Source organism: Bacillus sp. AFS002410 (assembly GCF_002556365.1).
Lineage (GTDB): Bacteria > Bacillota > Bacilli > Bacillales > Bacillaceae_G > Gottfriedia.
Map to the genome: position 1 here is coordinate 1 of NZ_NUEU01000085.1, position 23,460 is coordinate 23,460.

Below are 23,460 nucleotides of genomic sequence, written 5' to 3' on the forward strand. Positions count from 1 at the left end.
TATTTTCGCTTTTCCTCTCTCTTTTTAACTCATGAACTTCTTATGAGTTAATAATTTTCATCTTTCCTCTCTCTTTTTAACTCATTCGGTATTTTAATATCACGTAAATCTCTCATGAGTATGATAGAGTGATTTTTCAATATGACTAGGTTTTATTTCAACAACATAAAAGATGTAAGCTAAAGATCCATCAAATCAATATTCTATTATAAAATTAAGGTGCTCTAAAAATTTTTTAATAAAATAGCCTGCATTTTCATTTTCCTTTCATAATTATTTGTGAATATAAAAATGTAATTAACTAAATCATATGAAAGGAATTTAATTATGGAGGAAAACAAAATTAATATGAAAGCATTGCTTAACAAAGTACCAGAAGTCACAATTTTTTTCTGGATCATCAAAATTTTATGTACAACTGTAGGAGAAACATTTGCTGATTTCCTGAATTTTAACCTTGGTCTAGGATTAGGACCAACTACGATTATCATGGGTGTTGCATTTTTCATCTCACTATTTTTTCAATTCAAAGCAAATAAATATTCTGCAAGTATTTATTGGTTAACTGTTGTTTTAATAAGTGTTTTTGGAACATTGGTAACTGACAATTTGACAGACGCAATGGGAGTACCTCTGGAGACAAGTACAATTGTTTTCTCCGTATTACTAGGATTAACGTTCCTATTTTGGTATCTTAGTGAAAAAACACTATCTATTCACTCAATTTTCACAAGAAAAAGAGAAGTTTTCTATTGGCTTGCCATTCTTTTCACTTTTGCACTAGGAACTGCAGTTGGAGATTTATATTCAGAACAACTTGGTTTAGGATATTTTAATACAGGATTAACAGTTATCATAATCATTCTTTGCGTATTTTTAGCTTGGAAGTTTTTGAAACTTGATGGGATGTTAGCGTTTTGGATTGCATATATTCTAACTCGCCCACTTGGAGCATCTTTAGGGGATTATCTATCCCAGCCAAAAGTGAATGGTGGGTTAGGATTAGGTACTACAAGTACAAGTATTATTTTTCTAATCGCAATTTTAGCAATCATCGTTTTCCTTGCTGTTACAAAAATTGATATTTCAGGAAAAGATGAATCCACAAAAACAAACAAAGTAACCGATCGCAAGAAAAATATTATGACACAAACTATCTTGGTACTGGTTATTTTCTTAGCAGTTGGTATTGGAGGCTATGTTAAGTTATCATCAAAAGCCGCAACTACTGCAACAACATTATCAGGACAATTATCAGATTTTGTAACGATAGAAAATAATCTACTAACTGATGTGAATACAAAGAACTTTACTACAGCTAAAAAAGATGCTGACACTTTGGAACATCAATGGGATCAATCAGAGGCTAAACTTAGAAAAATAGATGGAACCACTTGGACTAAAATTGATGGCACGATCGATGTTGTATTAGCAACCGTTCGCACATCGAATCCAGATGCTAGCAAATGTAAAACTGTAATCAATCATTCTCTTAGTGTAATAGACGCTGCGAATAAATAAAAATCGTTTACGAAATTGGAGCAGAAATTTAAAAATTTTGTTTTTTATTAAAGACTCTCCTCTTTCCATAAACATAATGATTAAGACACTAGTTTTTGAAGTTTAACTTCATAAGCTAGTGTCTTAATTTTTTTAGAAGACCTTTTCTTCTTCGTTTTACATAATAGTCAGCACTCAACTTCTTGCTTATTTTCTCCGTCACTAAATGGTTTATAAACATTTTCTAGAATTATCTGTCAATTTCATTGAACAAGGATTTAATTAAATAACATAGAAATATATATAGATTAGATATTTATTAAAACGTACTTAACGAGAAATTAATAATACTCCATCAAATAGGAGGTACGAACCTTGAAGAAAAAAACATGGATAATTTCAGCATTGATAGTTCTCATTTTATTTGGTTGTAACCACACGAATAACAGTACTTTAATTACATCTAACTTAAAGAAAGTTGAACAAAAGGGAAATATGACAGAGGAACAATTAAAAACCATTCCAGAAAGATATAAAGCTTCCTCACTAGAAGAAGGATTAGATGCACTTCCTTTTAAGATAAAAATCCCGCATGATATTCCGTTTGATGCTATGCCTTTTCGTATTTCTACAATCGATGATATTAAACACGATGGAAAAAAATTAAGAGTTGATTTTTCAACATTTTCAAAAGAAAAAGACGAAATGATTATCTTAACGATTACCGTTCACAATTTTGAAGTGGAGTATAGTGGTACCAGCGAGGAGGTTAAACTGGCAGGTGGAGTAATCGGTCACTATTATGGAAATTCGCTCACATTTGAAAAAAATGGTATTTATTACGAAATCGGATACAATAACAAGAATATTTCTCCTGAACAGCATAAGAAAGACATAATCAAAATCGCAAATCAAATGTTATAAATATTTAAATAGTAAACTAAGAACACAATTATATAACAAGTTCTTTAACTAACGAAAACGTTTATCGAAGACCACAATTGCAGTTTTTTTAACTAATTGGCTTGCAAAAAGATTTTATTAAATTTTAAAAAATGGGTGAAAACAAATGAAAATAAAGACATTTTTTACTTATGTATTATTACCATTAATAATATTTGTAGCAATTTATTTAAGGATACAGCATAAAATTAGCACTAGTACTTTTGGGTTAATTGGTCTAGTTTTTGCCACAATTGAATTTATTCGTATGCAATTTTTTGACACTATGAAAACGAAAGAAAAACCGATTACTGACTTAAAAGACCTTTTAAATCCTATCAAAAATAGGAAATACTATGTTGGTGGATTAGTAATGGTTTTAGGCGTTTTTTACTTTATCATTCTGATTTTTAGTGTTTTAGGGCAAATTAGTCATTTCTAATTCAATTTATGAAATGGTTGTTTTTTGCCCACTAATTTATGTATATATTAATTATTTTTCGTTAATATTTTTAAATGCATTAAAACTCCTCTTTCAGACTACTTGTTAGTTGGTCTCTACCGTTTTGTTTTGATTCATATAATAGTTTATCAGTTTCATCAATCATTTTTTCGTGTTTAAAGAAATGTTTTGGTGTTGTTGTAATAAGTCCCATACTGATACTTACAAAGCCTTTTTCTGATTTTACATGTTCAATCTTTAATTTACGTACTGAATCCATGATTCGATTGGCAACAATTACTGCACCATCATAGTCCGTATTTGGAAGAATAATTGCAAACTCTTCTCCACCGTACCTGGCAACATTATCTTCTGAACGATAGATTGAATCTTGTATGGCAGTTGCAACTAGCTTTAAAACACTATCGCCTCTTTGATGTACGTAATGGTCATTCAGTTTTTTAAAGAAATCAATATCTAGCATGATTAATTAAATAGGTTGCTGGTGTTTTTGACAATAATTCCAATGGTATTCAATTTGTTCATCAAAAAATCGTCTGTTAAACATTTTCGTTAATCCATCAAGATTAACTATTCTTTCCAATTGTATGTTTTTATCTGGTAGTTCATATGTATACATTACTCTTTGTTCAGCTAATCTTACCGCGTATTTGCAACAATAAATACAAGCAAAATAAACGATTATATAAGAAACTGATAACAATAAAAACACTTCACCTTGATTAGTAAGTGATCCTCGAGGTTTTAATGTATATTTATCAAAGAAATAATAAAAAATTGGTATGAATATAATAATTATTCGATTAAAAAAACTTTGCTTCTTGTTTCGTTCCCAGTTTGTAAAGCTTAATAGAATTGCAAAAATTGATAACACCATAAAGCGAATCGTATTACTCTCATCAAAAATATTGCCTCGAAGCTTAAATAAGTAAAATCCGCCAAGTATTACTGCTACAATCGTCATAATTTCAATTCGTCCAAGCAATATACTTCCGACAATCACCGCTATAATCCGCATATCAATATATACAAGCGAACTATTTTGTAATTCGATAACAATAGGACTCCTATATAAAATGATTCCTAATAGACCAAACATTAGACCATTTATGAACCGTTCATGAAGAGTAATCGGATTCGTTGTTCTTTTTTGCCAAATTGTATTTGAGAAGAGAAAAATAAATGTCGTTACAATACTAATATTGTTAATGATTCCTTTTAGTAAGATCGCGCCATTTAATTTATCTCTCTCCCAATAGTTATCTATTGAAATTCGTTATTGTCATAGACTTTGATACTGATCAATGCGAGAGGAGGGAAAAAAGTTTGCTTGTTACTAACAGATTGAAAATTATCTACCATTACATGTTTATTTTTCCAATTCATATTCTTCATGATAGAAGGTAGTAATGAAATACCTATGGACATATTCGAATTTTTGAAAGGAAAACTGCATCCGAAGTGTTTCATCGTGAACTGTTATAATTACTTGAAGTACTGTTAAATAGAAAAAGGGATCTTATTCGCAAGATAAGATCCTTTTTCTGTATCACTAACATTAATTTATTTTAATGACTTTCTCGGTACTTTTGTTGTTTGCTTTATCTGTTGCAAAAATTCGTAATGATGTTCCTTTTTTCTGTTTACTAAAACTCATTACAAATTCTCCTTTTGAATTTGTTATTCCTTTTTTTAATAAGGTTGAACCTGAATAGATATTGACTGTCGATCCAATTTCAGATTTCCCTGAAAGTGAAGTTGAACTAGATTTAGTAATAGTTGGTGCTAATGGTGCGATACGATCTTTCACTACTAAGCTTTGAATCTTACTCTTCGCATTTTCTTTATCAGTCACATAGAAATTCACAACTGCGCCAGCTTTTTGAATTGGTATCGTTAAAACATAGTGACCTTTTATATCTGCTTTTGTTGCACCGATTTCTTTCGAATTGACATTTGCATGGACTGTTACATTAGGAGAAGCAACCCCAATAATTGTTGATTGTAAATTTGAAATTTCGTTGACTTTGCTTAATCTTGGTTTATCCTGATTTTCAGTTTTAAAGGCCATTAAATAATAATTATCTGATAAATCTTTATAAATTGTTATTAATCCATTATTGTAAATTAAATATTCAGCAGATATGTCTTTCTCAATTGTATAAAGTCTATTATTCTCATGTGTATTAAACACATCAATCCCGCCATTTTGATTAGCTCCATACATTAAGTTGTTTACCGGATCAAATGCATAATCATTATACTTATTTTCTAAATTATATCTCCACATTAATTTCCCTGAAACTAGTTCATACACATTACCACTAGCACTATATGCAGCTAAACCTTCAGGTGAAATTTTAGCGAGTTTTGTATAACTCCCATTAAACTCCTGGTAGTTTGATTCATCCCAATTCGCATTATTTACATCTATTGTAATTAAAGATCCACTTGTCATTGAGGTACTAATTGCATAAATTGTATTAAACCTTGGATTTGAAAAAAGATACGATTTTTCATATAAATTGGCTTTTGAACTTAATTCAATTATCTTATTTTCAGGAACAGAATAGCCGTATACTTTAACTTCGCTATTGCCACCTATTATTCGCATGCCGCTTGATACATATATAATCCCATTTTTATCAATTGATAAATCAAATGGATCAGTATTTAATTCGATATATTTCACGAACGAAAAATTACTTAAATTTACCTCAGCAATGCCACCTTGTTGCGAACTATAAATCAGATGACTTTGCTTATGTTGTGTTACGAAAAGCTTATCACCATATTGTTCGATTCTTTCAGCAGGGTATGGAAGTTCTAATGTTTTTATGATACCTGTTTCGTAATTCACTGAATAGAGCGTTTTATTACCGTTTTTCGTTATATAGATAATAGGACGATTGGGATCAGCCACTACATCATTTGGTTTAAATCCAAGATTAATTGACTCCCTGTACTCATCCTTATTTAATGTTTTGACCGGTGGAATTTTTTCAACCACTTTTAAATTAATTGGTTTGCTATTATTTCCTGATGAATCTTTTGCACGAATTGTTATAACAGTTCCAACTTTTTGTTTTGGAATTTTTAAAGTGAATGTCCCATTACTAGTAGCAGTGCCTTCTGTAACATTTTTTGAAGAAATATCTGCATAAACACGAACATTAGGCGATGTCTTTCCTGTAATAATTGAATCTGTTGATTTGACTGGATTGACCTCTACATTTGGAGTATCCTTATCTGTTCCAGTTAAATATGAAAGATAATGCTTACCATCATTTGACGTATAAGAAACAATTAATCCGTCACGATACAATACATGATCGACAGTGACATTTTTTTCTAATGTATAAAGGAATTTATTTGAATCATATGAATAAACATCTATTCCCCCATTGCTTGCTGCAAAAGTTAATCGATTGAAAAGATCAAATGCATAATCATTATATTCCTTTTTAAAATCATAGGTTAATTTCATATCACCTGATTGAACAAGTGATAAATCTAATACTTTCCCATCCTGTGTATACATATAACGCTCATCTGGAGTCATTTTCATATACGGTTTAAAAGAAGGGTATATATCACTTGAATAACCCGCAACAGCTGTATTGTTTTTCATTTCAAGTGCCTTAATTTGTCTCGGAGTTACGATATCATTTGTTATTGAGTATAACTTTGATGTGCTATTAGCCCACAAAATATACGATTGAGTAAAAATCGATTGGTTACCTTGAGTTTTCATTTCTTCATTTGTTTTAAGTGAATATTGATCAGTGATTCCATGTTGACCACAACCTGAAGAAATGAAAATCATTCCATTTTTATCTATAGCTATGTCAAAAGGATCAATTTTAACATCTATTACTCTTAATAGTTTAAACGTCGATAAATCTACTTCAGCAATACCACCTTCTTGCGTTCCAAAGAAAAATCGATCGTGCGCTTGTTTTTGTTGAGTTACATATAATTTATTGTCGAATATTTCTAATCGTTCTGCAGGATATGGTAGCTCTAATTTTTTTATTGCACCCGAAAGATAGTTTACAGCATAAAGCGTTTTACTATCTTCAGTTGTCATGTAGACAATTTTACTATTTGGATCGAGTGCTTGATCATATGGTTTAAAACCTGTTTCTATTGGACCAATTGCAGCTTTTACTTTTTTAGGGATAAATGTATTCGCAAAAGTCGTGACGCTTAGGATTAGTACGATTACATATATCAAATATAGACATCTTTTCAACAATGTTTCTTCCCCACTTTTAATATTTTATTAGTTGAATTATTTTTTTATTTTCACAGAAGTCTTTTGACTACGATTTCCTGATAAATCTGACGAAGTAAATGTAAAGCTTGTACCAATTTTTTGCGGTTTTACAGTCTTTTTAAACACACCATTTTTATCAGCTTTTAATTTAAATACACTGCGATTATATTGAATCGTAACAATAGCATATGGTTCAGTTTTAACAGATACTATTTTTGATTTACTTGTAATAAGACCAACTTTCGGAGCATTTGGTGGTGTTACATCTTTTACGGTTAATTTTTTCTCGATGCTTTTATTTCCTGACGCATCAGTACTGAATATCGTAATTGAAGTGCCACCCTTTTGAATTGGAATTGAAATGTTAAACAAACCATTCGTATTCGTAACACCTTTATACATTATGGAATTAATTTTAACAGTAACGTTTGAGCCAATTTCAGATTTCCCCGAAACGATTTTTGATTTATCTGTAACTAAATTTGGAATCGGAGTTGCTGGCGGTGTCTCATCTTTTACGATTTCCCAATCATAATCATATTGACCAGTTACACTATCTGCAGCTTGTATCGCTACTTCTGTTCCGGCAATTTGTGACGAGATTGGTAACTTAAATTCCCCATTGCTTGTTGTTTCACCAGTAAAAACACCCTTCGGTGATTTGATAGAAATAGAATAAGAATGTTTTAGATTTCCAACTATTTTTCCTTCAAAAAATTTAGACGCGTCTGTTACTTTTTTTGGAACAATTATAAATGGTGCATCCTCATTGTATTGTGTTAGGAACTGATCATAATCAAAATTTAATGAACCATCATAATTTTGTCGATTCGTATAAAACATTCTATTTATTACATTACGATCTGATGTTCCATAAAAATTTTTTTCCGCTTGAATATGAAAAGCTGGGTACATGTAAAATAGATGATAAACTTCTTTTCCAGTATCTAAAAAATTATTCCCATTTATTTGGGAATTTTGGTTTTGTTGTGGATCATAATTATTCAAAGCCGCTCGATTAAGATTATTAAAAAATGAATTATTCATTATATTCATCTGGTAACCATAATTGAAATATAAGGTAGAATTATTTTTTATCACATTATTCTCGATAAAAGAAGATTTATTCAAAAAATTCAGATGAAATTCAGATTGACTTATTACATTATTCGTTAAGGTTAAACTCCCATTTTCCTTATAAAATTGCACTTGATTAAAAACTACATGGTCAACTGTTACATCCCAGAATCCAACAACTAAATTGATATTTTTCATGTATATTGGTTTCTGTACTTCACCGGCTAAATTTTGATTTACATCTAATACGTTCGGTTCGATTCCAACACCAATAATTTGAACACCAGGCTCAATTGTTAATACAGCAGGAGATTTAATTTGAACTTTTCCATTTATAAAATATGGCGAACCTTTCAAATCCCAGGTTGTATTTTCTGTGATTGTACTAGTTTTAACAATCGTCCCTGTTTCTGCATGAACTTGTGTTCCTCGATTAAATAAAACAAAACTAAACAAAGCAACAAGAACCACACACATGTAGTAGTGTATCTTTTGCCTCTCCCATTTAAGCATTCTTATTTCCTACTTTCTTTCACTTTTTGAATAGCAGATTAATAATCTTTAATTATTTTCTCACAAAACAGAAATTACTGAAATAATTATTTTCTATTCTATATGAAGATAGTAAATTAGAAAAAATAGTTTAATTACCTTCCCTTTTAAGAAAGTATGATTAAATTAAAACTACATTTCCTATTTAACAACATGTCTGTTCCAAGTCACACACAATTTGAATTAATCTTTTTACTATCCTGAAAGCTACCAGTCATCACTTGTAAATCTTACTTTAGGCAACAAAATAAATTAATTCACTTATAATTAAAATCAACTAGGTATATGTATTAGAAGTAGAAACTAATCTACTTCTCTCTTAGTTATCTCATTGTTTCTTGTTTATCCGCTCTTACCTTATTAAACTTATTTAGGCATTAAAGATGAAACAAATTAATTTTTGAAATAGATCCACATCATTTGTGACTAGGAAAACGGGAAGGAACATCAGAGTAATGACTGGAAGGAGATTAGCAATGAAAAGGAAGATACATAATCTTTTTATGAATTTCATTACTATGGGGTGTGATAAGATTTAATATGATTAAGCCTCAATAACGTTACCTCTCCACTTGCAGCTACTAATTCAATTACTCCATCCTCCACTCTTTTGAGCAATCCAATTTTCATCGGATCTAGCCCCCCATCAAAAACGACAAATTTTCCTTGTTCTTTCTTTAATTGCGATTCTATTAAACGCGAAAATGGCATATTAGATGGATTTACTGGTAATATTTCGATTTCTGCGTTGTAGGGATTTGCATTATGGTTGTATGGTGTTAGCCATTTTAAATGAGATAACGAGATATATAACATTTTAAAAACTGGTGAATAAAACACGATATAGTCACTTAATACGTTTGTAATATATCCGTGAAATGTGATGTTTCCAGTTACATATATTTCTGCAAAAATTCCTTTTGCATTCATTAATATTTTTCGATAAGATACTGTGCCTATGTCTTCAGCAATTGAAGGGTTAATCGGATGATCGATTTTATCTTTAATGTTGTTACTAAGATTAACCCTGTGGACATGAAACCATGGAATATAATAATATTTCTGACCGTTATATAAAACTAATACGTCTTTTCCATAATCAGTTAGAATGCCTTCAAAATAATTCTCTCCTGATAATTGGACATAAACTTTTTCACCAAGCAATGATTGTACATCACTCAATTATATTTCCTCCTTTATTCTTTAAATTAAGCAAATACTAATTGCACCCAATAATATAGTAGAAACAGCGAAACAATTGTTGTTAATGGGATTACGATTATTGATACATTTAGATAATCCTTCCATTTTATTTTAATATTATTTTGTTTTAATATGTGCATCCATATTAGAGATGCTAAAGTACCTACTGGAAGTAATAATGAACCAATATCACTACCGATTATATTAGCTAGATAAATAGTCTTTAACGTAATTGGATCAAGACCCATTTCTGTCAGTGTAATCGTTCCAACCATCAGTGCTGGATGATTATTAAACAAATTCGATAGGATTGATACTAGTCCACCCATAATAAAACTTGCTTGTAATAATCCTTGATTTACGATTGGTTCACAGAATTTTACTAAGGCTTCAGTTAATCCAGCATTATGCAGTCCGTAAATAATCACATACATCGAAAATGCAAAGACTAAAATATGCCAAGGTGTCTTCTTTAAAATATCTACAGGGCTTGTCCGTAAGTGGTACCATCTCCAAGCTAATAAGACGAGTGAACCTAAAACTGCTACATATTGAATCGGTATTCCCATAAATGAAGCGACGAATAATAAGCAGCGCATTAGGAAAACAAATCCTAATACCTTTAACATAAATTTTGTTCTTTTTTGTTTTGTTTCTACTGACAATTTTCCTTTTAAAGGATGAAAGTTTTTAATAAAAAAAGACTCTTCAATATCATCGGTAGACACTGGTAATCGTTTTGGTAATTTATTTCTTAATACCATGTACATTAACCATGACATAAAAAGTAATCCTGTACTTGCAGGGACAAACATCATCGCTGTGTGCATATAGAGAGTCATATGAACAATTTTTAAAGCGATTAAGTTTACGATATTACTTACACCGATTGGAGCACTTGAAGCTGTAGCAATTAATGCGCCACTGAGAAGATATGGGATTTGTTGATGTGGTTTTAAACGTAGGTTTTTTAATAGAAGAATTAAAATCGGAGTTGTTATTAAGATACTGCCGTCATTATTAAATAGTAATGTCATTAAAAAGCAAAGTAGCTGGATATACCAATATAATCTGCGCCCTGACCCTTTTGCTAAACTTGCAAGCCTAGCTGCAGACCAATGGAAAAATCCAAAACTTTCTAAAATAATCGCCATGACAATCGTTGCAATAATGGTAATCGATGCTTCACCAATTTTGTGTACAATATCGATTAAATTACTTTTTGTCACAATCCCAGTTAGTAAAATGATGGCTGCCCCAATTGCAGCAGGCCATGCTTCATTTATTCCTTTTGGCCTCCAAAAAATGATTGCCATTGTTAAAAGAAATACACTAGCACTCATTAGAATTTCAAAATTCAATAAAACTCACCTTCTTTTAAAATATTTTTCAATAGAACTTGTCCATTTGTTATATTATTATTCAAATATAGCATTCATGTTTTAGGTTATTTCATTAAATTATGAAAGATAGTTGTTTTACCTATATAATTCAATTGTCCCGTAAAGATAAATGACTATCGTGGCATTTGTCCAGAGTAATTGGGAGATTATCCTCTTTTACTAAATAAATGAAAATAAAAAAGAGAAGCTCTCAATAAAGAGCTTCTCAATAACTTAAAAATGGAAGTATCCCTTTTACACCAACTAGGTGAAAGGAATCCGTTAGTAAGTTCTCACAGGAGAAATTAGATGTAAATGAGTATTGTTGTTAATCGGTTTAATTATGAATGGTTTCATCGATCCACTAAAACTTATTGAAACCTCTTCCTCTTTTATTACTTTTAGTGACTCTATCATATAATTTGCGTCAATGGAGATATTTAATTCTGGCTGACCAGTCAAATTCTTAATGATCTGTATTTCCTCTATTTTTCCAACTTCCGATGAGTGGGATGAAATTTTCAGTTTTGAACCATCTAGAATTTCTAAATAAACATTGTTGTTCTTCCATTCACTCGCAAAGATACTTGCTCTTTCAAAACCTTTTAATAATTGTTTCGTGTCAAGTGTCATTTTTGTCTTCAATTCTTTAGGAATTAGTCCTGATACTTCTGGATATTTCCCTTCTATTAATCTTGAATAAAGTGAAATCAATTCTGATTTAAAGACAATATATTGTTCGGTAATAAATACATTCATTTCATCTGAATCATTACTAAATAATTTTACTACTTCGTTAAGGCTAGCGCTTGGTACTATGAACGAACCATTCATTACTGAATCTATTTTTAACTCTTTAAGTGCTAACCTATGAGAATTTGTTGCTACACATTTTAGTTTGTTCTCTAATATAGACATATTAACGCCTGTTAGAACAGGTCTTGCCTCGTTTTTTGAAACCGCAAAAACAGTTTGTCTAATCATTTCAATCATTTCAGAAATTGGAATTTTAATTTGATTCTCATTCTTTATTAAAGGTAGCAGTGGATACTGTTCAGAATCGAATCCATTTATATGAGTTATAATCTCATCAGATTGTATTGTCATTAATTGCTTTTCATTTACTGTAACTTTTATTTTACTTGGTAATTTTTTTACTAAATCACTAATGTATTTAGCAGACACTACTATACTACCAGGTTTACTAACCTCTACGATCTTAACGTCATTAATTTCGATAGGAATCGTTTTTTCTATTACAATTTCTGAATTACTTCCAATTAAAGTTAGTCCTTGGGAATTTGCTACTATTTTAATACCTGTCAGAATGGGTATTGTTGTTTTTAGTGAGATTACTCTACTAACCTCTGAGATTGCTTGATTAAAATAATCATTATTTATGTTAAATTCCATTTTGAATTTCCCTTCCATATAGAGCTACTTTCAAGAAATTCGACAAATTATTCCAGAACCCTTTTAATATCTATTATGCTAAATGAAAGAACACATAAATTAAAACTTTGCTAAAACATTATCAATATCTTTCCATGCATATACTAGAAGATTCAATTCCGTCCCTGCAATATTTATCTTTTCAGATTTCAATAATTCAGCCCCATAATACTCGTAAAAATAACGGGTTTTATTGTCTTCTAGCACTTCAACGAATACACTATTAAAATTTAATTCTTTAAATTGATTAAAAAGTTGCATCAATAATTGTTTTCCAGTTCCTGTTCCTTGATATTCTTCAAGTAGATAAATAGAAGTTAAGTCACCCGAATGTTCAACTTTATTCTTTTCTCTTTTACCGCATGTCCCAAAACCAATAATTTCTCCCTCATTATTTTCTGCTACATAAATATAATTATTTTTATGAGAAAAATTTGTTTTCCATATATCAGTTCTTTGATCGTATGATAGACTTTGTAAAAAATGATCTGGTAGTATGTTTCTATAAGTAGTTCTCCAGCTATCGACGTGTACCTTGGCTATTCCTTCTGCATCATTTAGATTAGCTTTTCTAATTTTCATTTATTCCACCTCAAACTTTTAGAATTAAATATATATATTACAGTTCACACTTGGATAGTCCTTCTATTTATTCCATATTCCTCCAGTTCGCACAAAAAATAGACTACCTAAGTAGTCTACCATTCTGTTAACTTTTGCTAGATTTTATAAATTTCTTCATCTACTAATTATTACATCTATTGTGAGTAAAATGGATTAAAAATTTAAAATGTGCACATTCATTGGTAAACTATCTTTTTTTGCTGCTGTAGAAAGCGTTATAGGATTTTCATTTATTCCATTGGTATTCAATAAGGGTGAGTACCGTGATGATAGCGATTGTGAGCACAATTGCAAGTGCTACTGATTTACCACTTGTACCACCAATCCGTTCATATTCGGCATTTTTTTCTTGTGCTGAAATTGATGTTCTTTTAATTGCATCAATTTTTTTCGCGGAATGAGCGAAGTATAGCGCGTTGCCGTACATTCCGAGGAGAACACTGATAATTAAATTCACCAAACGGTCTAATGCGCTCACTTGGCTAAACAATAAATCGGACAGGATATAATAAGCAAAATAAATACTGACCCATCCCCACATCTTGCGGTACGCCATCCAGTACACACCTAAAAAGAAACTTGCCCAGTTCCAACTCAATTGCTTGTGTTCCCGTGCGTAATCATAGTCAGATTGCGAAAAAATTCTTAAACGATTTGCGTACACATTCGCATTGTTGCCCGCAAACTGCCAAAATCGTTCGACATCATTTGTGTCTGTTATGTTACTTTGATCTTGTTCTGACATAGGTATTTCTCCCTTCTATAATTAATAGTATGACAGACAAAATTCTTTATGAAAATCGTTTTTTGAATTATCTGCATATTCTTGATTTACATCGGGGAATTAGAAATTCGAGTCTAAAAAGTTTGTGTATTTATTTTGGATTCAAAACATAAAAAAAGATCTTCGAATTTGAAGATTCTCTTTTTAGACTATTTTATTAAGCTGGCATAGTTGAAATCTGCCATGTAACACCAAATTTATCTACTACTTGACCATATAAGGGACTCCAAAAAGTTTCGTGTAGTGATATGATGACTTTCCCACCATCTTGTAATTTGCCAAATACTTCTTTTGTTGTTTCAACGTCAGTAATTGAAAGTGCTAAGGAGGTTTGATCGCCAATTTGATAAGGTAGACCTGTAAATGTGTCAGAGATCATTAAATCTGTTGAACCAACTTTGAGATGTGCATGTAAGATTCGATTTTTCTCTTCGTCAGTTAAATTTGTATTTTCTTCCCCAGGCATATCGCCAAATCTTTGAAGCACAAGGGTCTTTGTATTGAATGCATGTTCATAAAATGAAACAGCTTCCTGTCCATTTCCATTCAATATTAAATAAGGGCTGATACCTAAAATCATTAGAAACACCTCTTTTTAAAATTTTGAACTAATCTCAACATAGAGTACCCATTTCTATATTTTCTACTTTAAGTCCTTAATCCCTTTAAATTTTAAAGTGGGTTATTTAGCCTTGAAATAATACCACTAGTGAGTTCATTAATGGTATTATCGACTTTTTAATAAATTAGCATATTTGTATACGATCAATTAAAATGACTGAAGTAGTTGAATCTTGCTCGATTTATGAATGAGTTAGTTGCATTTAATTAAGTTTTTAATTTTATTTTGTTGTTCATTTTAATAAATTTGATAAATAACTATTCTTTTTCCCATCCTACACCCTTACGCCATCAGTTTTTTCGAAAAAATTAATGTACTTTATTCGATAATCCAACAAGGACATTTGAAATTGCGAATTGATTTTTCTTCATCCACTCACTTTTTAATTTCTTTTGAATATTTTACTTATTAAAGTTAGGGGGCAATTTTATGGATTCAAATGATAATTATATACTTGTTCTTCTCAAAGAAATTTCAACTCTATTACTTAGTGGTAATCTAGCTGAGACTTTCGCTATTGCAATCCTTCTAAGAACTATTACTAATGATCGAATAATAAGAAATTTATACGTTTTATTACTAGTTGTCATACGTATTATAAATATGAACGAGAATCCTAATACGACAAATGAGTCAACAAACAATAATCCATCTACCACAGAGTGATATTTACTTTTTTTGAACTCTTAATTTCATTGCATTTTGTCTAAAAAAGATTTCAAATAAAAGTTGGTCATTTTTTGATAAAATTTTAATCATACTTCCTTTACCTCTTTTTACCCAACAAATAAAAACCCTCAACGGCAATTGCGTCAAGGGTTATTTAAAATGTCTCATTTTTTATTTAAGATAATCTATTGCTGCTCTTTCAATTGCCAAACCATTAATGTAACGTTCCATAAATAACTCAAATCCTTCAACATCTTTAGGATCAGGAGATATTGCTTTTCCTACTTCTTCTATAAATACTCTTTGGTTTAAATATTTTTCAAGTGATTCATTTTCCGCCTTGTTAATCATATAAGATGCAAGCAGGGCAATTCCCCATGCTCCGCCCTCTCCTGCTGTTTCCATTACCGAAACGGGAACATTAAGAGCGGCGGCCATGATGCTTTGTCCTACATCTTCCGTTTTAAACAAACCACCGTGACCCAGTATTTCATCTAGTTTCACTTCTTCTTGTTTGAGAAGAATATCCATACCAATCTTCAGTGCACCTAGAGCTGTATAGAGATGAACACGCATGAAATTAGCCAGATTGAAATTGCTACTTGAAGAACGGACAAATAATGGACGACCCTCCTCGAAGTGAGTCATATGTTCGCCGGAAAGATAGCCATAAGCAAGTAAACCGCCGCAGTCCGGATCTCCTTGAAGAGCTAAGTTATAAAGAGTTTCATATAACTTATTTCCATCAACTTCCATCCCTATTACTTTTGCGAAATCATCAAACAGGCTGGTCCATGCATTTAGATCTGAAGTGCAGTTATTAGAATGAGCCATGGCTACCAAATCGCCACTAGGTGTCGTGACTAGGTCAATTTCAGGATATACTTTGGACAACTCTTTTTCTAATACAACCATTGCAAATACTGAAGTTCCCGCTGATACATTGCCGGTTCGCTTAGCAACACTGTTTGTTGCGACCATACCAGTACCTGCATCACCTTCTGGCGGACAAAATGGAATACCAGGCTGAAGTTCTCCAGTAACATCTAGAAGCTTTGCACCTTCTTCAGTAAGATAACCTGCATTTTCTCCTGCTACCAAGACCTTAGGCAGAATCTCTTCTAATTTCCAAGGTAAATTACGTGCTGCAATTAAATCATTGAATTGATCAATCATTCTTTGATTATAGTTTCTACTATTCAAATCAATTGGAAATACACCTGAAGCTTCACCAATCCCTAGCACTTTCTGTCCTGTCAATTTCCAATGGATATAACCAGCAAGAGTAGTCTGAAAGGTAATACCCGCTAGATGCTCTTCCTGATTCAAAATTGCTTGATATAGATGAGCGATATTCCAGCGCTGAGGAATTTGATAGTTAAATAATTCAGTCAGTACTTTTGACGCCTGTTCGGTAATATTGTTACGCCAAGTACGAAATGGTACTAAAAGTTCTCCACCTTGGTCAAACGCCATATAGCCATGCATCATTCCACTAAAGCCAATAGCTTCTACTTTTTGTAAGGTAACTCCGTATTGGCGTTTTACTTCATCAGCCAACTTTTTATAGCTGTTTTGTATACCCTTCCAAATATCCTCTTCATTATAGGTCCATCTATTGTTGATATAACTATTTTCCCAATCATGACTACCCGAAGCAATCGGTACATGATCTTCTCCAATGAGCACTGCCTTAATTCGAGTTGAACCAAGTTCTATTCCAAGAACTGTTTTACCACTTTGAATGGCGTCTCTTCGATCGAGACTCATCTTACTCACCTCAAGCCCTAGAATTTATGCAAATCTATTAATCTATCTGTAAATCACATCGTTCCAACGTAATTCATTATTGAATGCCTCTATTTTAGTATCTTTGTTAATTACGACCATCTCTATTCCAGTGAGTTCAGCAAAATCTCTCAGCTGTTCAGTCGTTACTTTGTATGAAAAGCTAGTATGGTGTGCTCCGCCGGCTTGAATCCAATTTTCAACCGCTTGATTTAAACTGGGTTCGGTTTTCCATAACACTCTTGCAACTGGAAGATTTGGCATCTCTATTTCTGGTTGAACTGCTTCAACCTCATTAATTAGTAATCGAAAGCGATGTCCAAGGTCAATGATCGTTGCATTTAATGCGCTACCGCCTCTCCCATCAAATACAATTCGAGCTGGATCTTCTTTGCCACCAATTCCAAGTGGATGGACCTCGATTTTTGGACGAGTTGCTGAGATTGAAGGGCAAACTTCAAGCATATGCGCACCAAGAACCATTTCGTTTCCTGGTTCAAAATGATAGGTGTAGTCTTCCATAAATGATGTCCCTTCATTTCCTGCTATAATTTTCATCAATCTTACAAGTGCTGCCGTCTTCCAGTCACCTTCACCTGCAAAACCGTATCCTTGTTCCATCAAACGTTGAACAGCAAGACCAGGAAGTTGTTTCATGCCATGCAAGTCTTCAAAAGTTGTCGTAAATGCAGTATATCCGCCCTCTGTAAGAAAATGCTTCATACCTAGTTCAATTGTAGCTTGATAACGGATTGACTCGCGGGTTGGGCCATCAGTCAGCCCCTCAGGCGTAATATCGTATTTCTGCTCATATTCAGCCATTAACTGGTCAATTTCTTGTTCGGTTACATCATTCATTCGCTGAACAAGGTCCCCCACTCCGTATCCATTCACAGTCCAGCCAAGCTTAATTTGTGCTTCAATCTTATCACCCTCGGTTACTGCAACTTGACGCATATTATCACCAAATCTCGCAATTTTAAGATTTTTACTTTCCTCAAATCCTGCTGCAGTTCTCATCCAGCTGCCAATGCGTTCTCTTACTGATGGATTCTCCCAATGACCCATAATAACTTTACGCTTAATATTCATGCGAGCTGCAATAAAACCATGTTCGCGGTCTCCATGCGCGGCCTGATTCAAGTTCATGAAATCCATATCGATTGAATCCCAAGGAATATCTCGATTAAACTGTGTAGCTAAGTGTAGATATGGCTTTTGAAGTGATGAAAGACCAGCAATCCACATTTTAGATGGTGAGAAAGTATGCATCCACGTAATAATTCCAGCACAATTTTGATCAGCATTTGCTTCTAACATTAATTTACGAATTGACTCTGAATCTTTTAATACTGTTTTAAAGAGTACCTTATATTGGATATGAGAATCATCATCTAATCCATTTACAATGGTTTTTGAATTCTCCTCCACTTGTCGAAGTACATCTTCTCCATACAATAATTGACTTCCAGTTACAAACCAAAATTCATAGTTTTTTGTAGATAACAATGTAAATCCTCCTAAGTAAATAAAAGATCGTAATCTAAAATTAGGTCAAGTTAAACTAAACTCCTCTTCATTACTTTTGGCCATAGTAGGCATTTGCACCATGTTTGCGAAGATAATGTTTATCTAGAAGAAATTGGTCAATCGCCTTTATTTGAGGGTTCAGTATATAAGTATTTAAAGCCATTTTTGCTACTTCTTCTAAAACAACGGCATTATGTACCGCTTCGTTAGCATTTTTTCCCCAACTAAATGGAGCGTGACCAGATAGTAAAATACCTGGTACTGCCACAGGGTCAAGTCCTTCTTTTTTGAAGGTTTCAATAATGACGTTTCCTGTTTCACGCTCATATCCACTGTCAATTTCCTCCCTTGTCAACGTACGAGAACATGGAATATCTCCATAGAAATAATCCGCATGCGTTGTCCCAAGTGCAGGAATTCTCCTCCCTGCTTGGGCCCAACTTGTAGCCGCCGGTGAGTGAGTATGCACGATTCCACCTATTTGAGGAAATTCACGGTATAAGGCAAGATGAGTTGGTGTGTCAGAAGAAGGTCTTAATGATCCTTCAACTATATTTCCGTATAAATCTAAGACAACAAGATCATCTATTTGTAGCTCGTCATATGGTACACCACTTGGTTTAATGACAACCAATCCTGTTTCATGGTCAATTCCGCTTACATTTCCCCAAGTAAAAGTGACTAAACCATGTTTTGGAAGCTGAAGATTCGCTTCCAAAACATCCTTTTTTAATCTTTCTAACATGATGTCTCCTCCTTTGGATTAGGCAAATTTCGCCACAATCAAAGTGATTTTAAAGACGGGAGTTTCAGATTTATTTACTAGATTGAAATTTTCATATCTACCTAATATAGAACTCAAGTTCAGCAACATTGCCATACCCGCCATCCGGGCTTACATATCGAATATAGCGATAAGCTGTTTCTCCTGATAATTCTGCTACGTTCCATCCAAGCTCAGGTGTTGAAGAAATCGTGTATAGATCAACAAATCCTTCAGTCGGTGATATGTTTGAGCCTTGAATTTTCCCTCCTACCATTCTTCCAGTATAGCCTGCACGCGGATAGTAACGTATTTCTTTTACCACACTTTGATTACCTGATCCTAAGTCAATTCCTGTATAGCCACCATTTGCTTGACTAAAGTCATAGAAAGTATTGATATTTCCATCAAATGCCTTATCATATTCCCCACCTGGTGCCCAAGGAGGATTTTTTCCAAATGGCACTCCTGTTACTTGAGCTAGCTGATTTGTAATATTTACGACCATTTCACTTACAACTCCAGATCCATCCGCTGCCGTTGCTACAACTTTCACTTGACCATTTTTACCTACTTTATTTGCAGATAACAATCCAACCGAAGAGATCGTAGCTAATTCAGTTTCTGAACCATTTAAATTAAATACGGACCACTTAACACTTTGCTCAGCATTTGCTGGAATAACCTTTGCTTCCAATTGCAATGTGCCACGATTTGTCGCAATTGTTTTCTCTCCATTTTTTCCGGTCAAACTAATTTTAGATACATTGTCATAAAGATCAATCGAACTAACGCTGTCCTCAAGAGTAACTAAATCTCCGTTACTTTTTCCTAAAGTTATATTCGATGATGAGATATAGGTCGTTAACTTTTCATTTACCTTAGCTTTCATATTGATTTTTACTAAATCACTCACTTGTTTGAAATGCCCTGGTGCGCCTTCTAGTACAATATCCACTACTCCTGGCTCTACTGATTTCTTAGTTGTAACCTTAATTTTGCTACTTAGAGATTCAGCTGAAACAAAATCCATTGTTTCAGAATCATAGTTTAGTTGCATCTTAAAGGAGTGAATATTATCTACTAAATCGTTAAGTGAATAAGTAAGATTAAATGAATCATTTACTTTCACTAAATTCGGTCCTTTTACCGATAAAGTCGTTTCAGTTGTTTCTGGTGCTGCAATCTCAATCTTATCAATATTCGGTGCATATTGTTCATAATCCGGTGACTCCGTATCGTTATAGAATCGAATTGTGTTAGTACCTTTTTTAAGGTCTACATCCAAAACAATCGATTTAAATGTTTCCCAGCTATACGTACTTCTAAAGTAAGTCTTTTCTCCAGATCCACCGTTAACGCTAATGTTTGCATGTCTTTCCACTACGTTTGCATTATAGTCATGGTTACCTTTTTGTTCATTATTTGCATAGTGAACAATTAACTTATATTTTCCACTTTTTGGAACGACAATATCATTAAACTGAAGATAATTATTGGCACCTTTTCCTATTAAAGCAACATATTTATCCCCTGAAGCATATGCACTTTCTTGTACATTAGCTGTGCCAGCAACAGTATTACTCGTTTTTTCAGCCTCGATAACCTGAATTAGTCCCTCTGTATCCTTTGGTGCCGCTTTAACCTCTAGATTATCAATGTTTATATTACCTTTAGCATTCTTTAATTCTATTAAGTTAATTCCAGCTTTTAGATAACGGATTTCTGTATGAGTATTCCAATCATCCTCTGAATTTGTACGCTCTAACTTAATATCTTTCACTTTGTTTCGGTCGACATAGTATTCTACACTGCTGTTTGCACTGTCTGTTGAGTACTTAAAATTCGTCTCATAATATCCATTTTTTTCTACATTCACAACAAACATAACACTTGAATGATCATCTTTTGAAAAATCAACATAACCAGTGCCACTATAATGATCAAGCTTTGAGTCTACTATTCCATCTGTTTCAGCATATTCCGCCTCGTACAAATCAGCTTTTGGAGCTAACACCCCTGCATACTTACCAGCTCGTGTAAGGTCAATTCGGTCTAGAAGAGCTACTCTCGTCAAAAGGCCATCCTGCATGACTGGCATTCCAGAGAACGTAAGTGTATGTTCACCAGCTTTTAAGTCTAGATAAACCTTTTTGATGCCTATAAATTTAAATCCAATATTAGCTGGATACACAATTTCAGTTGCATCTCCGTTATCAACCTTAAACGCGTGTTTCGCAGTTTTTCGTCGATCGGCAATCGCTGCTTCAGGACCTAGTGGACCGTTTCCATAATAAACATCCATCAAATATTTTCCATCTTCAGGTACATTGACTGTAAATTTCACACTGCTATTTTCATCGTCAATGCCTCCAACTTGTTTCCCACCAGAAGTTGGCCATTCGATATATGCGCTGCTATTACCTAAATCATATACACTTGCTTTTCCACTAAGCTTCGCATTTTCTGCTTCATAGATTTTTTTCCATGGCTGTTTCGGATAGTTTGTTTTTGCTGTTGCTGGAGTGACAATCGCTTTATATGCAGACATATTGTTCATATTTGATACAGGAACGATTACTTTACCATCAACAACTGGATAGTCTTTTTCTTGTACGACTACTGGATTACCTGCAGCACCATCAAATCCAGTCCAAGCACTTTCCCAAATCGTTACATGTACTGCATTACCAAATTCTTGGTGCTTATTAAATCCTTTTAACACAAGGTCAGCACTACCATTACTACCTCCAAAAACGACTTGAGATTGCTTTTTCGATTGGTCAATTGTTGCAATTCCTTCTAATCCCATTTCGTTAACATTTGGAGGAGTTACTTCAACCGATTGTTTTCCCTTCATTTCCGCAGTCCATTTATAAAGCCACCAAGCTCCATTAACTTGATTATTTCCTACAACCAAGTCATTCAAATTGTCAGCCATATGCCAATATGGTAGTTCTCCATATACTTTACTTCTTTCAAATTTTGCAAGAAATTGCAAAAGTACACCTTGATTAGATGGATCTCTCGGACGAGCATATTCATTAATATTAATTTCAAGCGGTCCGATTCCTAAATCTTTTTCGATTGAACGAAAATCATTATATCTGGAGTTCCATCCTGAGAAGAAATTATCTCCTAATTCATGCCAAGTTACGATATCTGGTAAAACATTATTTTCTTTAGCAAATTTGAAGAAATTACGATAAACAGTGGAGTTATAGCTAGCAAAGTTTGGTCCTGCAATCTTTGCATCTGGATGAAGTGATTTTATTTTCTCAACGACAGTTTTCCAATCTGAGAAAAAACGTGCTTGTGCATCAGCATTCATTCCTCCATACCAAATTTGATCTGGTTCATTGAACGGTACATAAACAAATGTATTTTTATTTGGATTCTCAACAACTTTTTTCACAATTGTTTCGACTTTATTCACATAATCTGGTATACCAGTAAATTCGTATGGCCACTTTTCATAATAATCCTGCAAATAGATTTGAATTTGTTGACCTCCCGCTTCAAGGAAATAGTCTGAAATCTTTAACGCATCACCATTTGGATGTTGCAACCCATCTGGGGCTTTTTGAACTGCTGCATTTGGCTTAAGTGGGATAATCGTGTTAATGTCAGGAACATTTGGTTCACTCATACCATATAAGAAACCAGCTCCTCCGTTTAACATCTTTCCAGTTTCTTTCGATAAATCAACTTCTAGCTGTGGGTCGGCTGCTGCAGAGGTCTTTCCCGGTGCAAAGCTAAATCCGCTGCAAATTAAGATTGTACAAAAAAGACAGGTAACGATTTTTTTTAACATTCAATTGTCTCCCTTA

General features: G+C 33.0%; 18 protein-coding genes. 4 read left to right on the plus strand and 14 right to left on the minus strand.

Annotated features, from left to right (window positions below; translation table 11 throughout):
• The first annotated feature begins 327 nt into the window (after positions 1–327).
• The 3 genes from CN692_RS21580 to CN692_RS21590 all read left to right on the plus strand — a co-directional run bounded on the left by CN692_RS21580 (position 328) and on the right by CN692_RS21590 (position 2,884).
• Positions 328–1,521, plus strand: a complete 1,194-nt coding sequence (locus CN692_RS21580) for a COG4705 family protein (RefSeq protein ID WP_098121188.1) — start codon at positions 328–330, stop codon at positions 1,519–1,521.
• Positions 1,522–1,875: 354 nt separating this feature from the next.
• A complete protein-coding gene (locus CN692_RS21585; protein WP_098121189.1) occupies positions 1,876–2,424 on the plus strand; it encodes a hypothetical protein in 549 nt (182 codons plus the stop codon).
• A 145-nt stretch (positions 2,425–2,569) separates the two neighbouring features.
• Positions 2,570–2,884 carry a hypothetical protein gene (locus CN692_RS21590; RefSeq protein ID WP_098121190.1) on the plus strand — a complete coding sequence of 105 codons (315 nt, stop codon included), beginning with the start codon at positions 2,570–2,572 and terminating at the stop codon, positions 2,882–2,884.
• 79 nt (positions 2,885–2,963) lie between these two features.
• Here the strand turns inward: CN692_RS21590 and CN692_RS21595 are convergent, their stop codons facing one another.
• The 10 genes from CN692_RS21595 to CN692_RS21640 form a co-directional block, all read right to left on the minus strand.
• Complete coding sequence (locus tag CN692_RS21595; RefSeq protein ID WP_098121191.1) at positions 2,964–3,368, minus strand: GGDEF domain-containing protein; 405 nt, start codon at positions 3,366–3,368, stop codon at positions 2,964–2,966.
• Between the two features lie 6 nt (positions 3,369–3,374).
• Complete coding sequence (locus CN692_RS21600; RefSeq protein ID WP_098121192.1) at positions 3,375–4,004, minus strand: hypothetical protein; 630 nt, start codon at positions 4,002–4,004, stop codon at positions 3,375–3,377.
• 459 nt (positions 4,005–4,463) lie between these two features.
• A complete protein-coding gene (locus CN692_RS21605) occupies positions 4,464–7,163 on the minus strand; it encodes an Ig-like domain-containing protein (protein WP_098170014.1) in 2,700 nt (899 codons plus the stop codon).
• Positions 7,164–7,199: 36 nt separating this feature from the next.
• On the minus strand, positions 7,200–8,774 hold the full coding sequence (locus CN692_RS21610) for an Ig-like domain-containing protein (protein ID WP_142317562.1): 1,575 nt from the start codon (positions 8,772–8,774) through the stop codon (positions 7,200–7,202).
• A 555-nt stretch (positions 8,775–9,329) separates the two neighbouring features.
• Positions 9,330–9,995: a DUF2642 domain-containing protein gene (locus CN692_RS21615; RefSeq protein WP_098121195.1), complete on the minus strand. Its 666-nt coding sequence runs from the start codon at positions 9,993–9,995 to the stop codon at positions 9,330–9,332.
• A 26-nt stretch (positions 9,996–10,021) separates the two neighbouring features.
• Positions 10,022–11,359, minus strand: a complete 1,338-nt coding sequence (locus tag CN692_RS21620) for an arsenic transporter (RefSeq protein ID WP_373604950.1) — start codon at positions 11,357–11,359, stop codon at positions 10,022–10,024.
• A gap of 321 nt (positions 11,360–11,680) precedes the next feature.
• The gene (gene dnaN / locus CN692_RS21625; protein ID WP_098121197.1) at positions 11,681–12,811 is read right to left on the minus strand and encodes a DNA polymerase III subunit beta; all 1,131 of its coding nucleotides are present in this window, start codon (positions 12,809–12,811) and stop codon (positions 11,681–11,683) included.
• A gap of 99 nt (positions 12,812–12,910) precedes the next feature.
• The gene (locus tag CN692_RS21630; RefSeq protein ID WP_098121198.1) at positions 12,911–13,432 is read right to left on the minus strand and encodes a GNAT family N-acetyltransferase; all 522 of its coding nucleotides are present in this window, start codon (positions 13,430–13,432) and stop codon (positions 12,911–12,913) included.
• A 268-nt stretch (positions 13,433–13,700) separates the two neighbouring features.
• Complete coding sequence (locus tag CN692_RS21635) at positions 13,701–14,219, minus strand: DUF2628 domain-containing protein (RefSeq protein ID WP_098121199.1); 519 nt, start codon at positions 14,217–14,219, stop codon at positions 13,701–13,703.
• A 196-nt stretch (positions 14,220–14,415) separates the two neighbouring features.
• Positions 14,416–14,838 carry a VOC family protein gene (locus tag CN692_RS21640; protein WP_098121200.1) on the minus strand — a complete coding sequence of 141 codons (423 nt, stop codon included), beginning with the start codon at positions 14,836–14,838 and terminating at the stop codon, positions 14,416–14,418.
• 471 nt (positions 14,839–15,309) lie between these two features.
• Between CN692_RS21640 and CN692_RS21645 the strand changes: the two genes are divergently transcribed.
• Positions 15,310–15,546, plus strand: a complete 237-nt coding sequence (locus tag CN692_RS21645) for a hypothetical protein (RefSeq protein WP_098121201.1) — start codon at positions 15,310–15,312, stop codon at positions 15,544–15,546.
• Positions 15,547–15,720: 174 nt separating this feature from the next.
• Here the strand turns inward: CN692_RS21645 and CN692_RS21650 are convergent, their stop codons facing one another.
• The 4 genes from CN692_RS21650 to CN692_RS21665 all read right to left on the minus strand — a co-directional run bounded on the left by CN692_RS21650 (position 15,721) and on the right by CN692_RS21665 (position 23,444).
• Positions 15,721–17,319, minus strand: coding sequence for a xylulokinase (locus CN692_RS21650; RefSeq protein WP_098121202.1), 1,599 nt, complete (start codon positions 17,317–17,319; stop codon positions 15,721–15,723).
• A 42-nt stretch (positions 17,320–17,361) separates the two neighbouring features.
• Positions 17,362–18,846 (minus strand): L-arabinose isomerase, encoded by a 1,485-nt coding sequence (gene araA, locus CN692_RS21655; RefSeq protein ID WP_098121203.1) that lies wholly within the window; start codon positions 18,844–18,846, stop codon positions 17,362–17,364.
• A gap of 70 nt (positions 18,847–18,916) precedes the next feature.
• Positions 18,917–19,612: an L-ribulose-5-phosphate 4-epimerase gene (gene araD, locus CN692_RS21660; RefSeq protein WP_098121204.1), complete on the minus strand. Its 696-nt coding sequence runs from the start codon at positions 19,610–19,612 to the stop codon at positions 18,917–18,919.
• A 97-nt stretch (positions 19,613–19,709) separates the two neighbouring features.
• Complete coding sequence (locus CN692_RS21665) at positions 19,710–23,444, minus strand: CBM35 domain-containing protein (protein ID WP_098121205.1); 3,735 nt, start codon at positions 23,442–23,444, stop codon at positions 19,710–19,712.
• Positions 23,445–23,460 lie beyond the last annotated feature (16 nt).

Excerpts from the sequence above, each read along its gene's own strand:
- CN692_RS21580 (WP_098121188.1), top strand. The coding sequence starts at position 328 with ATGGAGGAAAACAAAATTAATATGAAAGCATTGCTTAACAAAGTACCA.
- CN692_RS21590 (WP_098121190.1), top strand. The coding sequence starts at position 2,570 with ATGAAAATAAAGACATTTTTTACTTATGTATTATTACCATTAATAATA.
- CN692_RS21595 (WP_098121191.1), bottom strand. The coding sequence starts at position 3,368 with ATGCTAGATATTGATTTCTTTAAAAAACTGAATGACCATTACGTACAT.
- CN692_RS21600 (WP_098121192.1), bottom strand. The coding sequence starts at position 4,004 with ATGTTTGGTCTATTAGGAATCATTTTATATAGGAGTCCTATTGTTATC.
- CN692_RS21610 (WP_142317562.1), bottom strand. The coding sequence starts at position 8,774 with ATGCTTAAATGGGAGAGGCAAAAGATACACTACTACATGTGTGTGGTT.
- CN692_RS21620 (WP_373604950.1), bottom strand. The coding sequence starts at position 11,359 with ATGAGTGCTAGTGTATTTCTTTTAACAATGGCAATCATTTTTTGGAGG.
- dnaN (WP_098121197.1), bottom strand. The coding sequence starts at position 12,811 with ATGGAATTTAACATAAATAATGATTATTTTAATCAAGCAATCTCAGAG.
- CN692_RS21630 (WP_098121198.1), bottom strand. The coding sequence starts at position 13,432 with ATGAAAATTAGAAAAGCTAATCTAAATGATGCAGAAGGAATAGCCAAG.
- CN692_RS21635 (WP_098121199.1), bottom strand. The coding sequence starts at position 14,219 with ATGTCAGAACAAGATCAAAGTAACATAACAGACACAAATGATGTCGAA.
- CN692_RS21640 (WP_098121200.1), bottom strand. The coding sequence starts at position 14,838 with ATGATTTTAGGTATCAGCCCTTATTTAATATTGAATGGAAATGGACAG.
- CN692_RS21645 (WP_098121201.1), top strand. The coding sequence starts at position 15,310 with ATGGATTCAAATGATAATTATATACTTGTTCTTCTCAAAGAAATTTCA.
- CN692_RS21650 (WP_098121202.1), bottom strand. The coding sequence starts at position 17,319 with ATGAGTCTCGATCGAAGAGACGCCATTCAAAGTGGTAAAACAGTTCTT.
- araD (WP_098121204.1), bottom strand. The coding sequence starts at position 19,612 with ATGTTAGAAAGATTAAAAAAGGATGTTTTGGAAGCGAATCTTCAGCTT.
- CN692_RS21665 (WP_098121205.1), bottom strand. The coding sequence starts at position 23,444 with ATGTTAAAAAAAATCGTTACCTGTCTTTTTTGTACAATCTTAATTTGC.